This is a genomic window from Rhizobacter sp., from assembly GCA_021153565.1.
In the GTDB taxonomy this organism is placed as follows: domain Bacteria; phylum Pseudomonadota; class Gammaproteobacteria; order Burkholderiales; family Burkholderiaceae_C; genus Albitalea.
Genome location: JAJKJU010000147.1, coordinates 1 through 13411 on the forward strand (window position 1 = coordinate 1; position 13411 = coordinate 13411).

13 protein-coding genes are annotated in these 13411 nt (G+C 64.1%); 1 reads left to right on the forward strand and 12 read right to left on the reverse strand.

What is annotated here, in order from left to right; genetic code table 11:
* Positions 1-370: 370 nt before the first annotated feature.
* Complete coding sequence (locus AC30NL_RS08920; protein WP_489463650.1) at positions 371-2113, reverse strand: serine/threonine protein kinase; 1743 nt, start codon at positions 2111-2113, stop codon at positions 371-373.
* Positions 2114-2562: 449 nt separating this feature from the next.
* On the opposite strand from AC30NL_RS08920, the gene tssJ reads away from it, so the two are divergent.
* The gene (tssJ, locus tag AC30NL_RS08925; protein ID WP_489463681.1) at positions 2563-3012 is read left to right on the forward strand and encodes a type VI secretion system lipoprotein TssJ; all 450 of its coding nucleotides are present in this window, start codon (positions 2563-2565) and stop codon (positions 3010-3012) included.
* A 190-nt stretch (positions 3013-3202) separates the two neighbouring features.
* Here the strand turns inward: tssJ and AC30NL_RS08930 are convergent, their stop codons facing one another.
* The 11 genes from AC30NL_RS08930 to AC30NL_RS08980 all read right to left on the reverse strand — a co-directional run bounded on the left by AC30NL_RS08930 (position 3203) and on the right by AC30NL_RS08980 (position 13363).
* A complete protein-coding gene (locus AC30NL_RS08930) occupies positions 3203-3670 on the reverse strand; it encodes a GNAT family N-acetyltransferase (protein ID WP_489463651.1) in 468 nt (155 codons plus the stop codon).
* Positions 3671-3821: 151 nt separating this feature from the next.
* Positions 3822-4298: a hypothetical protein gene (locus AC30NL_RS08935; RefSeq protein WP_489463652.1), complete on the reverse strand. Its 477-nt coding sequence runs from the start codon at positions 4296-4298 to the stop codon at positions 3822-3824.
* Positions 4298-4870 carry a hypothetical protein gene (locus tag AC30NL_RS08940; RefSeq protein WP_489463653.1) on the reverse strand — a complete coding sequence of 191 codons (573 nt, stop codon included), beginning with the start codon at positions 4868-4870 and terminating at the stop codon, positions 4298-4300. Before AC30NL_RS08940 ends, AC30NL_RS08935 begins: the two co-directional genes overlap by 1 nt.
* Positions 4871-5067: 197 nt before the next feature.
* Positions 5068-5973: a transposase gene (locus AC30NL_RS08945; protein WP_489463654.1), complete on the reverse strand. Its 906-nt coding sequence runs from the start codon at positions 5971-5973 to the stop codon at positions 5068-5070.
* Between the two features lie 31 nt (positions 5974-6004).
* Entirely contained in the window at positions 6005-6196 is a 192-nt protein-coding gene (locus tag AC30NL_RS08950; RefSeq protein WP_489463655.1) for a hypothetical protein, read from the reverse strand.
* Positions 6197-6203: 7 nt separating this feature from the next.
* Complete coding sequence (locus AC30NL_RS08955; RefSeq protein ID WP_489463656.1) at positions 6204-7112, reverse strand: hypothetical protein; 909 nt, start codon at positions 7110-7112, stop codon at positions 6204-6206.
* Between the two features lie 30 nt (positions 7113-7142).
* The gene (locus AC30NL_RS08960) at positions 7143-8342 is read right to left on the reverse strand and encodes a PAAR-like domain-containing protein (RefSeq protein ID WP_489463657.1); all 1200 of its coding nucleotides are present in this window, start codon (positions 8340-8342) and stop codon (positions 7143-7145) included.
* Positions 8339-9367 (reverse strand): beta-ketoacyl synthase N-terminal-like domain-containing protein, encoded by a 1029-nt coding sequence (locus AC30NL_RS08965; RefSeq protein WP_489463658.1) that lies wholly within the window; start codon positions 9365-9367, stop codon positions 8339-8341. The genes AC30NL_RS08960 and AC30NL_RS08965 overlap by 4 nt, the downstream gene beginning before the upstream one ends.
* 4 nt (positions 9368-9371) lie before the next feature.
* Positions 9372-10493, reverse strand: a complete 1122-nt coding sequence (locus AC30NL_RS08970) for a DUF2169 family type VI secretion system accessory protein (RefSeq protein WP_489463659.1) — start codon at positions 10491-10493, stop codon at positions 9372-9374.
* Positions 10494-10514: 21 nt separating this feature from the next.
* Positions 10515-11075: a DUF6484 domain-containing protein gene (locus tag AC30NL_RS08975; protein WP_489463660.1), complete on the reverse strand. Its 561-nt coding sequence runs from the start codon at positions 11073-11075 to the stop codon at positions 10515-10517.
* An 8-nt stretch (positions 11076-11083) separates the two neighbouring features.
* Complete coding sequence (locus tag AC30NL_RS08980) at positions 11084-13363, reverse strand: type VI secretion system Vgr family protein (RefSeq protein WP_489463661.1); 2280 nt, start codon at positions 13361-13363, stop codon at positions 11084-11086.
* Positions 13364-13411: the final 48 nt, after the last annotated feature.

Consider the following 13411-nt stretch of genomic DNA (forward strand, 5'->3'; position numbering starts at 1 on the left):
ACCTCAGCCCGAACGGACTATGGGCTTCGCTGCGTGATTCATGACATCACGACTTCACCGGCGCGTCATTCAAACTACCTCCCCGGCTCCCTGTTCGGGCCCGCCCCCGTTCGGGCTGAGGTATCGACGCCCTCCACCGCGGGTTGAGGCTTCGATACCTCAGCCCGAACGGACTATGGGCTTCGCTGCGAGATTCATGACATCACGGCTTCACCGGCGCGTCATTCAGACTACCTCCCCGGCTCCCCGTTCGGGCCATCCCGACCCCGTTCGGGCTATCCCGCTCCCCGTTCGGGCTGAGGTATCGAAGCCTCAACCCGCCGTCTGGACGCCTTCGTAAAAAGCAGCTCGGCAACTCCGGTCCGAACCGCTATCGAACGAGATCGACGTCAAAGCGAGCCGCGCCGTAGACATCGCAGTCTGCCCCTTGGCACTGAGACTTTCCGGCCAGTGCTGACCGCGGCCCACTGAAATCCCGCGAAAGCACCTCGGCATCGCTGCGCAGCTTCATGAACCAGTCCTGACGACCAGCGGCCAGACTCGAGAAGTCTCGCGGGAATTCCGACACCAGCACCAGGAAGTGTTCGGGACCGGCCGGCTCCAACGTATCGAGCAACCACGACGATTGCGGAAGCACCAGCTTCTGTCCCGCCCTGATCCGGTTGCCTGGCGCCTTGTCGTTGGGGAACAGCAGCATCAACGAACCATCAGGCCCGCTCACAAGGACGTAGACATACCCGTCGCGTTGCGAACTGAGCGTGAACGACAACCTGTCATGACCGATGCGCAACTGCTGTCGTGCCGGCACTGCACTGATGTCGAAACCAGCGGAGCCTGCCTGCACGATACGGTCGAACTCGTCGAGCAAGGTGCGGGAGATAGCAGGTGGCACCCTCGGAGATGGAACCGCAGCCACAGGTGCTTCTGCAGTCGTTCGCCTAGTGGCCGCTGCCTGCTCCCTTTGTGTCAAACCGCCCGTCAACGCGAAGAAGGCCATGGTGGCCAGCGCCGCGACCAGCGCTGCGACACCCACAACGATCCGGACGGAGGGACGGTGGATAGACCCCAGCGCGCGGGTCATGCTCTTCCCGCTTTCAGGTGCCTGCGGCAATGACGCGTGCGCCGAGACCACATGCGTGCCGAGGCCCAGGTCCTTGCGCAGATCGTCGATGGATCGCGTCCTGTCCTCGGGCCGCAGGGCCAGCGCCCGATCGATGGCGCCCAACAGGCGGGCGCTGTAGCGCCCTGCCGCCGCCGTCGCGAGCGGCACGTAGTCGTCGTAGACGATCCGCGCCACGGCCGGGGGCGGCGTGCGCCCGAGGATCGCGAAGTGCATCACCGCGGCGAGTGCGTAGACATCGGTCCACGGGCCTTGCTTCATGTTCGGCACTTCCGCGTACTGCTCCAGTGGCGCATAGCCTTGCTTCAGGATCACCGTGAAGGCCTGCGTCATGTCGCCGATGACACGGCGCGCCGCGCCGAAGTCCAACAGCAACGGCCGGCCGCTGCCGGCCAGCAGAATGATGTTGTCAGGCGAAATGTCGCGGTGGTAGCACTGCTCGGCATGGATCACGGCAAGCGCTTCGGTCAGGGCAGAGAGCAACGCCAACAGCCACGCTTCGTCAGGGGGCGACGGCATGCTCCGCAGACGGTCGCGCAGCGTGGACCCTTCGTAATAGGGCATCGCCATGTAGGCGGTGCAGTTCTCCTCCCAAAAGCGGTAGACCTTGACCAGCGATGGATGATCGAACTGTGCAAGCAGACGCGCCTCGTTCACGAAGCTCCTGAGTCCGATCTCGAAAGTCTCGCGATGGTGTTCTGACTTCAGCGACACATGCGTGCGACCGACGCGTGCGGCCATCCCCGACGGCATGTATTCCTTTAGCGCGACGCGGCGCTGCAGCGAACGGTCGTGCGCCAGGTAGACGATGCCAAAGCCGCCTTCGCCGAGTACGCTGATGATCTCGAATTCGTGCAGCACCGTGCCGATCGGCAGCGCATTGCCGTTGACGCTGACCTGTGACGCGTCGAGGGCTCGTGGGGGCGTTGGCAATGTACCCAGCGGATGAATGACGGTGCGATCGTCATCATCGGGCTCGGGATGACGGCTCATGGCGGGAACTCCGGCTGCGGTGTGCGACGACAGCATGATGCTTGCATTGGATGGCATATCGTCTTCCCCTCACGTTGATCTTGGACTGCGAGCGCAACCTCCACTGAGTCAGCGATGGGAACGTACTCGCTTTTGCCATCTTGTTCCTCCCTAGAACGTGGGAGAAGACCTTCGACACGGTTGACGCATTAGGGGGTGCAATCGTCGTGAGGCAAGCGGTCGAAGTGCGATGTGGTGAAGCGGGTGACCTAAGTCACGCTGCCAAAGCGAGGTGGGCTGACTACTCTTGCGGCACAGAGAGGGATCAAACTGCCGTGAACAAGATCCGGTCACCTGCCAGCTCGGCGCCGAGCGAGAACCGCACCGGCGCGTTGCACCAGCGTCTTCGCAGGGCCTTCTGCGTGACGATGACCTTGGGCATCGTCACCTTGGGTGCCGGCTGCTCGCTCATGGCACCTAAACCGCCACCGCTACCACCACCGCCGCCCAAACCACTACCCGCGCCGCCGCCGCCGAAGCTATCAATCAGCGTTGTCGCTGCAGCCCATTTGAACCCCAACATCCACGGCCGCGCATCGCCGGTGGTGGTGCGGCTGTACGAATTGAAGTCGGCCGCACCTTTTGACACGGCCGACTTCATGTCGCTGTACGAGAAAGACCGCTCGGTGCTGGGCAGCGAGCTCGTCGCACGCGAGGAGTTCATGCTTGAACCAGGGGAGAGCAAGTCGATCAACAAGCTCTTGGGACCGGAGGTGCGGGGTCTGGGAGTAGTGGTGGCGTATCGTGAAATCGACCGGGCGCAGTGGCGAGGAATGGTGAACCTGGTGCCGGGGAAGGACAACGCGGTGGTGATCAATTTGGAGGATGTGGTGGTGAGGGCGGATGTGGGGCAGCGCTAGGAGTCTGCGCGGCAGAAGAAATCGAAATCTCTGACGAAATTTTCGAGGCTTCAGAATCGCGCTGGTTCGATTTTTCCGACTAGGGCAATGGTGAAGCGACCCCCAAAAATGATGGTTTTTGAAGCACCGGGCTTCTGCCGCGCAGACTCCTAGGTTCGCAAGTGCACGGCTGCACGACATCAGTCAATCATCATCTCAGCATGCCGGCGTAGAAGCCAGGGGTGGAGTCGGGGATTTCGATTGCGCCCGCTACGCGGCGGAAGAAGTCGGGAGCACCGACATGACCGGCGATGGCGTAGCCGTAACCGGCGGAGCGCATGTCTTGGAGGCAGGCGAGGAGTAGCGCGGATCCAATGCCTTGGTTGCGGGCGGATTCAACGACCCCGATCGGGCCGATGAATCCTCGAGCGGTGGCGTCATAGCAGGCGAAGCCGAGGATGTCGGTATCACGTAGGGCGATGAAGAGGGTGACAGGTCGGTTGGTCAGAGCGGCACGGACTTCGCTGAGCCAGATGGGCGCGATGCAGTCTTCGACCCATCGCTCGAGGAGCGTGTGCTCGGAACCACGCGGCTTGCGAAGCACTATCTCGGGGTGGGAACGATCGTCCCCCGTCGCCCAATTGCCAGCGGATTCGTAGAGCTTGATCAGCATGTCCATCGCAAGACACCGTGGCAGAGTTCAAATAGTGAGATTGTCGAATTGCTTGGGCCAGTTGGCCCGGACAGATCATCGGTCGATCCCGCTGACATGTCTAAAGCGTTCTGCGACACACAAATTTCACCTTCGATGAGACGGCTCTGCGCTACTACTACCGATTGCCAACAATCTGGACCGCTTCACGATCCCGGCCCGCTAGGAAGGCCACCAGATGAGCCCACGCGATGCACATTCGGAAATCAACGGCACCCGGAGCCTGTGCCTTGAAGCAGTCGAAGGAAAAAAACAAGACTTGACCCCGAAGCAGACAGGTCTTCGCTCGGCGCGGGGAACAAGTGCCTGACATGGCGTTTGCATTGCATCCTCCTACAGCCACTGGATGCATTCGTGGCACACCTAGGCGTGCAAACCGCCCCTGTCCGGTGACCAAAGTCGCCGCAACGACTTCAAGGGGATGGCCGGGGCCGAACCACAGCCAGGCGGCAACGGCGCTGAAGAAGATGCCGATGATGAGCCAGGTTTTGGCTTGCGGCACCAGACTGCCGGCGCGCGAATAGCTCCAGGCGGCGAGCAGAAGGAACAGCGGGCCGAGAACGGCAAAGATCAAGCGCGCATCGATGCTTGGCATCACGACTCCATTTGCGCCAGCAGGCGCTCTTGTCGACGCGTGGGTGCTGCGCAGTTGAAGAGTACAGCGCCGGGTTTAAGCAGGCTCATGTACAGGGCCGCGGCCATGCGTCTGCGCTGGGTGTGTTCTTTGAGCACTTTGAAGCGGTGGTTGGTCGTGGGCGGTGCACCTGGGAAGAGGCGTGTACCTGAGGGGAACTGCCCGCTGTGCTTGTGCCACCAGGCGGTGAGTTTTGTCGACACGGCTCGGGCCGCATCGGGCACAACGTCAAGGAGCGACATCAGGCGCTCGATCTGCGTCAAATCACGTCGCTCAATGGCGAGCACAGCGGCCACGAACAACTGGCCGAAGCCGGGAACATCGAGTGCGGCTTGGCTCAAGCCAGCGCCGTAGTCGCCTGAGATCGACAGCCCGTCGAGATGCGCAGCGAGGCGCTCGTCCGTGCGGCCAAGGTGAAGCAGCTTCACGTGGGGTGCACGAACAAGCACGGCACGCACCGAACGTAGGGCGGTCGCGTCTTCCAGATGCTGGAAGACGACGGTCGGTATCACGGCGCGCTGAAGGCCTGTCATTCAAACTTCTGATTTGCTTCAGCGCCCGCTGGGCGGTGTTCGTCGCTCATGAATTTTTAGAAACTAGGGCGATCGTTACCGAGGTATTACCCGCAATCAATGAACGAAAGTCATCGAAACCAGCTGGGTGGGCGGTCTCGGAAGCAAAGCGTAGCCAGAGGCTGCCATAAAAGCCGCAGCGGCGATTTGCGCGGTTCTCAACCGCCGGCCTGAGCGGCGACATTTCTCAACCAGACTCCGTTCGCCCTCGCAAAGCGCGCAACTGCCTTGCTTGCCCACGATACCGTGCGGCCCACTTCAGCCGCCATGGCGGTCAAGGTCAAGCCACCTTCGCGGTGGCCGCGGTAGAGCGCCTCTTCGACACTGCCCGCCGCCTCTAGCCAATCGGCCATCGTCTTTGTTCGGGTGCGCTGAACTTTCGGTATGTTGCGGTCGTTTGCATTCTGGCTGCTCGCCAAGGCTTGCATGCGCTCAACGAAGTCGGCATCGCCCAGGTAGATTTGCTGGCGCAAGCCTTCGTCCCACAACCGAACGTCGGGCGCCGCGGCCACCCATTCGGCGTAGCGCGCCGCAGCGGCGGCGTGATCGGCGGCTGTATCCACCCCGCTCCCCAACATGAATCGGTGCAGGCCCGGGGTGTCCAGCCAGGCAGGCGCATGCCGCTGGCCGATGTGTGACAAATAGCTAGACCAACGCCACAGCCCGGGTTGCCCCACCATGCCTGCGCGTACCGGGTTCAGTTCGACATAGCGGCAAAGCTCGAGCAGATAGGCCTCACGGTCAACCAGGATCGCTTTGAATCGACATTGGAATACATGACCGACCTTGCCGTGGCGCCGATTGAAGCGCTGGGTGTAAGCGCCGTTGATCTGACGCATCAGCAGTGACAAGTTGGCTTGGCGTGTGTACAGCACCAAGTGGTAGTGATTGCCCATCAAACAGTAGGCCAACGCTTGAGCATCGAAGCGGTCGAGTGCAACTGCCAGCACAGCCAGAAAATCTTCGCGGTCTACGTCATCGGCAAAGATCGACTCGCGCCTGTCGCCACGGGAGGTGACGTGGTAAACGGCGCCTGGGAGTTCGATGCGCAGGGGGCGGGCCATGGGCGGAGTCTGGGATGCATGGTGGAAAGAATCAAGACCTGACCCCAGCTTTTGGCCACAGGCCGTCGATGCCGGCCGCGAGCCGCTCGTCCAGGCGCTGCAACTGATGCAGCTTGACGTGCGGCGCACGCACCAGCACCGAGCGGGTGCCCCGCAGCGAGATCACGTCCTCCAGGTGCTGCTGGACGACGCCCTGGATCGGGGTCCGTGTGAACGTCAGCATGGGGCTGTCAGTCGAGCCGGCGCCAGGTCGCACCGTCGAACGTGAAGAGGTCGCGCTCGCCGGCCGAGGCGAGGATGTGGCCGTTGGTGGCCAGCGCGCCGCAGGTGCGGGGGAAGTCGTCGGGAATGGCGATGGGCACGAACTGGCCGGCTTCATCCAGCACGAAGATGTCGCGCGTGGAGGCGGCATACAGCTTGCCCTGGAACCAGCACAGCGACGACAGCTCGACCGGCAGCTCGGTGGCTCGCGCCGTCCACGCGTCGCCGCGCCCGACCACCAGCGTCTGGCCACGGCCGATCGCATAGACACGGCCATCGCCGGCGCAGCAGACGTCGACCAGCAGTTCGCCGTACGGGCTGTCGCACTGGTGCCAGGCACTGCCGTCGTAGCGCCAGATCTCGCCGTTCCAACCGACAGCATAGATGTCGTCGGCCGCGAAGCCGTCGATGGACTCGAACCCGTGCACACCGGGCCCGCCGATGATGTCGGCCGAGATGCAGACCCAGCGGTTGGCATTCTCGCGGCGATAGACCTGCTTCTTCATGCCGCAGGCCAGCACGGTTCCGCCGATGTTGCGAGCACAGCGGATCAGTCCATAGTCTTTGGGCGAATGCGCGCCGTCCGCGATCTGTTCGACGTGCCTGTCACCCGATCCGGCGAAATGCGCCTGGCCCTGGGGGCCGATCAGTGCGAACTGGTTCAACGGACGTTGTGTGGTGGCCACCGCTGCGGCATCCCAGGTGGTGCCTCCACCCTCGAGCCATACGTCGCCGCGACGGACTGACAAAAACCCGAAGGGCATGCCGCTCTTGATCATGTCGTCGTTGGCGAGTGCCACACCGACGCTGTTGTCAGGTCCCACGCAAACGTCAACGAATGCGTTCTGTCGGCTGAGATGGCCTTTGGGTGAATTCATTTGCTTTCCAAAATGATGAAGAGTGCGAAGCTACAGCGATCCACCGTGGAGTCCGCGGAGATCTGCTGCCTTTGCGTGGGCTTTCTGAACCCATTCGTCACCGGTGTGCCCCGTGATCACGCTCTTGCAGGGCGTCGAGTCGCTGATGTCCGACTGATTGTGATACGCATCGAGCTGCGCCTCGAGGCACTTCGGATCGCACTGCCCGGGGAAGGTCTGGCCGACGGCCGCAATCGCCTGGCTCTTGGCTTCGCCATAGGTCGTGGTCTTCTCGAAGGTCGGGGTCGCGTTGGTCCCGTCGGCGCGCACGAACGACAGGGTACCGGGCGTTGCGGTGTCGATGGCCGCGGTGCTCTGGAAGGTGTGCATGAGGCCGTGCGTGCCGTGGTACTGGTTGCAGCCTTCCACGCAGATGCAGGGTGCCTTGTCGGGGTCGTAGCTCGTCTTGTCGAGGATGCCCGGGTTCTTCGAGTTCTTGCCCGTGCGGTCGATCATGAAGGAGCTGGCTTCCACCAGGTGGTGGCCGGTCTGCCCTTCGCAGCAGCCCGGCTTGCCGTCCTTCGTCTTGTCGTAGGGCTGGAGCATGCAGCGCTGCGTCTTCGAGCATTCGCTGCCCATGATCGCCTTCGAGTAGTCGTCGGCACCGCTGGCCGAGCGCGGCTTGGCACCATTCACCAGCGATGCATCGGCCGTCTTGCAGGGGTCCGGCCCATCCGGGTTGCGCGGCGCGCAATCCTTGCACGCGTCGTGCTCCTTCCCCATGTCTTCCTGGCAGGCAATCCAGACGACGATGTCCATCTCGTCCATGTAGGGCCAGGTCGGCGTGTTGCCGGGAACGGAGCCGTGGTTGTGCGTCGTCAGGTCCAGGTGGCGCACGACGTTCTCGCCTTCCACCTTCACGTCCATGGACCACGCATTGAAGTACACCTTGCCGGTGATCTTGCTGGTGACCACGCCCTTCTTGGGGGCCGAGCCGGCTTCGTCGCCGGAACTCTTCTTGAAGTACGACTTGTTCTTCAGCATCACCTCCTTGCCGGAGATGGTGACGCTGGTGGATCCGTCGCTGCAGTCCGACGCCATGCCGGTGTTCGGATAGGGGATCGGCACGCCGGGTGGCGTGGCCGGTGTCAGCGGCGGCGTGAAGCAGACGTCCGGGAACGCACAGATCGCCTTGCCCGCCGCCGACTTGCAGGACACCTCCATGTTGTTGGCGTAGACCTGGTTGCTCATGTGCTGCCCACCGAATGAAGAATGGCCGCGGCGCGCTGGCCGCTGTCGTTGGCCAGGTGCATCAGGATGTTCGGCCCGAGCGTGTAGCCCTTGCGGCAGGCGGCGTGCGCCACCGCCAGCACGGCGAGGCCGGCCGCTGCGCCTGCCTCGCCGATGCTCTCGGCCGGATGCCAGATGTCGAAGGCGTCCTTGCGCTGTCGCATCGTGCGCGACAGCGCGAGCGCAGCCTCCTTGAAGTAGTACTGCTCGCCGGAAACATCGGTGATGCGGAAATCCATGTCGTGCATCTCCCGACCGGCATCTGCCAGGGCCTGCCGGATCGCAGCCGCCAGGCCATCGGCACGCAGCGGCTCGCCGGATTCGAGATGGGCCGCTTCGACGCCGAAGCCGACGCCGCTGCAGGCCAGTTCGCCGGCGACCGGGGCCAGGCCGACCAGCACGGCGCCACCGGCCTCGCCGGGCATGAAGCCGTCGGACTGGGTCGGCGTGAGCAGGCGTCCGGCGCGCTGGAAGGACTGGATGCTGGGGCCGCCGAGCAGGCTGTCGGCAGCGGCAATCACCACCTGGCTGCAGACGCCCTGCTGCAGCAGGTTTCGTGCTGAAGCCAGTGCGACCGCGGCACTGACGCGGCCGTGCGGCACGACGGCCGAGGCCGGCGAAAACCGCGCACCGAGTGCCGTCTGGATATCGTCGAACAAGCGGTCCTCGAGCCCGGCGGGCCGCCCCGGCCGCTCGCGCTCGGCGACGCACAGCAGCAGCGCGATCCCGGGCCAGGTGTCCCGCGCCACGCCCTGCAGGCACTCGTCGATGGCCATCGCGGCCATGCGAACGAGCTTGCCGTGTCCGCGCCAGGCCTTCTCGAGCGGCACGGCGTGGCCCTGGATCCAGGTGCCGTCGGAGGTCATGAACCGGGTTTCGCTCGGCTGCGTGATCTTGGCGCGCATGGCAGCGCACGACGAGGCGGCGTCCAGGCCGACGCTGGTGACCAGGCCGGTGCGCCTGATGGCGATCTGAGGAGAGTTCATGGGCTCAAGCAGTCGATGGCTCGCGGGGGTTCATCGGCACCATCACGACCGGAATCGGGAAGTTGACGCGATCCCGCTGCTGCCACCACTCCCGCCCCTTCTTGCCCACCAGCACCTGGGCGATCTCGTGCATGTTCTTCCTCAGCGGCCGCGCCACCCGCCACGTCAGGCTGAACCGCTGCAGCTCCGGCTCGATCACGATGGTGTCCAGCGTCGCGGTGTAGTCCTCACGCGCCCCGTTCTTCGGAAACACGTGCACCGGCGCCACCAGGTTCGGGATCGTGAAGCGCGTCAGCCCGTCGGGCGTCAGGTTCGCCAGCGCCACCTCCACCGGCCCGCCGGCGAACGACTCCAGCGGCAGTTGCTGGTCGAGCGGCGCCGCCTGGAAATACTGCGCGTCGAAATCCGGCGGCAGGAAGGGGAAATGCTTGTCGAGCCACTCGTCGTCGTAGGTGCCCGCAAAGCGCGAGCGCGACGACCAGCCGCGCCCGAGCGGCCCGTACGACATCGGCGCGTAGTCGCTGTCGGGGTCGCTGACGCTGCGCCCGATCTCCTCGGTGCGCGGCAGCGGTTTGCCGTCGACCCAGGCCTTCTTCAGGTGCTTGTGGAAGCCCACGCCCACCGGGTTGGCCATGTAGGCCGCATGCTGCGACGGGTCTTCATGCGCCAGGTCGGCGCCGCCATAGGCCACGTCGTAGCTGATCGGCTGCGTGACGAACGGCTCGGCCGGCGCCGCGCGCAGCGTGACCAGCCCGCAATCCCATTGCCGCGCGCCGACCACCGCGATGCGCTTGCTCCAGCTGCCGATGCGGATGCCGGTCTCCACGCGCGTGGCCGGCCGGCCGTGCGGCGCGTGCGCGCTGCCCAGCAGCAGCACGTCCACGCGCGGCTTGCGCGGCGCGAAGTCGACCTCGTACACCGGTGCCGACAGCCCCGGCTCGCCGGTGAAGGTGTCGGCCGTCACCAGTGGCAACTGCTCGTCGTGCAGCGCGAAATGCGTTGCCGGCTCGCCGGCCTGCGGGAATCGGAAGGTGCCCTTGATGACGACCACGAGCGACTCGCGGCCGCTCCGCTCGAGCCCCATGTTGTAGCCCGCCGTCATGCGGGTCGCGTTGATCAGCTCCATGTGGGTACTGCCGCCGAGGGCTCAGTTCAGTTGCACCGAGCCGCCCTTGATGCGGTTGACGCCGGTGGAGCGGCTCGACACGTAGCTGCCCTGGATCAGCACCTTGCCGGCCTCGGTCAGCGTGATGCTGGCCTTGCCGCAGCGCAGCGTCAGCTCTTTCTTGGCGCTGACCAGCATGCGCTGGCCGTCGCTGTCGAGCTGCACCCGGTCGGGCCGGTCGGCCAGCGGCCAGCCGGCGGCCGGGCGCAGCACGCCGGTGACGATCGGCAACGCCGCATCGCCGTTTTCGAACATCAACGTCACCTGCGCACCGATGTGCGCGCCGTGCAGGTCGAGCACCGCGCGTGCGCGCAACGCGCTCGTGCCCGGCTGGCCGGGGTAGAGCACCAGCGGCGTTGCGCCGTCGTCGGTGATCGCGATCAGTTCGCCGATCACCACCGACGGCAGCGGTTCGCTGCGCAGCACCGCCGCGCGCGACTGCAGCAGCGGATGCAGCGCATCGACCGGGTCGCCGCTGGGGGTGGCTTCCTCGCGCGCATGCGCGTCGAGAAGTTGTTGGTCCAGCGTGTCGCGGCCGCTCATCGTGTGCCTCAGTTCTGCAGAATCTTGGAGCCCTTCATCACGATGTCGCTGCTCGCCTTCACGTTGATCTTGCCCGAGCCCTCCACCGTGATGTCCTTGCCCTTGATGGTGATCGTGCCGTCCTTCTTCATCGTGATGCTGGCGCTGCCGGTCTTCAGCGTGATGGAGTCGGCCGCCTCGAGGACGTAGTTCTTGCCCACCTTCAGCGTGTTGTCCTCGCCGATCGTGGTGCTGCGGGCCTTGGCCACCTGCACGCTCTGCTTGCCGCCGACGCTCAGGCTGCGGTCGGAGCCGACGTCGATGCTCTGCTTCGCGCCGATCGAGTGGCTCTCGTTGATGCCCACCGTGACCGAGCGCGTGGCGCCCACCGAGATGCTCTGCGCAGCGCCGACCACCACTTCCTGCGCGGCGCCGATCGCCACCGTCTCGTTGATGCCGACCGCGCGCGTGCGCTGCAGCGCCACCGTCTCGGTCTTGCTCGCGCCGATGGTCACGGTGCGGTTGCTGCCGATCGTGATCGTCTCGTTCGCGCCCACCGTCTCGGTGCGGTTCGCACCGATCGCGATGGTCTCGTTGCTGCCGACCTTCTCGTTGCGGTTAACACCGATCGTGATGTCTTCGTTGTTGCCGACCTTCTCGGTGCGGTCGACGCCGATCGTGATCGTCTCGTTGTTGTCGACGTTCTCGGTGCGGTCGTGCTTGACGTGCACCTTCTCGTCGCGGTCGATGGTCTTGCTGCGGTCGCGGCCGACCCACTTGGTCTCGTCGTTCTCGACCTCGGTCAGCTGGTCTTTCTCGGCATGCAGCCAGAGCTCTTCGGCGCCCTGCTTGTCCTCGAAGCGGATCGCGTTGGCATTGCCGTAGCCGCCACCCTTGCTAGAGCGCGTGAGAATCCCTGATTGAGTCGCATTGGCCGGCAAATCCCACGGCGGCATCTGCTCCGCGTTGTAGACCCGTCCCGTGATCAGCGGCTGATCCGGATCACCCTCCAGAAAATCAACCACGACCTCCTGCCCGATGCGCGGGATGTCGACCATGCCGAAGTTCTTCCCCGCCCACGGATGCGACACGCGCACCCAGCATGAACTCTTCTCGTTCTTCTTCCCGTACCGGTCCCAGTGAAACTGCAGCTTCACGCGCCCGAACTTGTCAGTGAAGATCTCCTCACCGCCTGGCCCCACCACCACCGCCGTCTGCGGTCCCTGCACGAAAGGCTTGGGCGTGACCCGCGCCGGACGAAACTGTTGAACCGCCGGGATGGCGGAGAACTCGCAATGCAGCCGTCCCGCCAAGTTGCCCGACTCGTAGCCATCCACCTGCGCATGCATCGACAGCGTAGTGATCAGGTACTGGTCGTTTTGATCCTTGCGCGGATGGTGGCTGAGCTTGAGCAAATGCCCGACCTCAATGCCATGCGCGTTAGATGCGCCCTGCAGCGTCTGGAACGGCGTCTGCAGTTCATCCATGCGGTCCTCGGCCCACTGCGAACCGTCGGCAGATTGCACATAGTCGCCCTGGAAGTCGAAGACCTCGTAGTCCGACAAGCTGTGCGACCGTGTCTTATCGGCCTTGACCTTGAGATCGGTCGAAGGGCGTTCGAAGTCGTAGCTCGTCAGCGCCACCTTGCCGCTGCGCACTTCGCGCGAGAAGCTCCACTGAGATATGCATTCGGTGTCGGGCGATGTATCGGCCCCCTGCTCTATGTAGGGCAGCGTGTCGCATGTCGGCGCCGCATCGTGAGCACTCTGCGAATCCATAAGCACCAGCTTGTGCTTGCCGTCGCTGTGCTCGAAGTACCAATAGATGCCCTCGTGCTCCATCAACCTCGCGACGAAGTTGAAATCAGTCTCGCGGTACTGCACGCAGTACACCCAGTTGCGATAGCTGCGAAACAGCTTGAACTCGAAGTCGGCAACGCCGTGGTCTTCGAACACCTTCTTGACGATGTCGGGGACGCTCTGCTCCTGGAAGATGCGGCAGTCGGCAGTGCGCGTCAGAAACCACAGCCAACTGCTCACCGTCGCCTGATAAGTGAAGTAGCTGCCGCGATGCACACCGGCGCCGAAGCGCGTCACGAACCCATTGATGTGGCGCTTGGCATCGTCGCGCAGCTGAATGGTCACCGTGACGGGTTTGCCGAGAAGATCCTCTGGCTTGATGTCAGGCTTCTTGCTGACCAAGCCGAGCTCAATCCCGCCGAGCATGCTTAGGCCCGCCGACAATCTCATCGACTCGAAAAGCAGGTCATCAGAAGCCAGTGGTGATTTGAGTGTGATCGGAGGCGGCATGTGGTGCACTCACCGCGCTCGAGCGGCTGACCACATGATCGGGTGCGG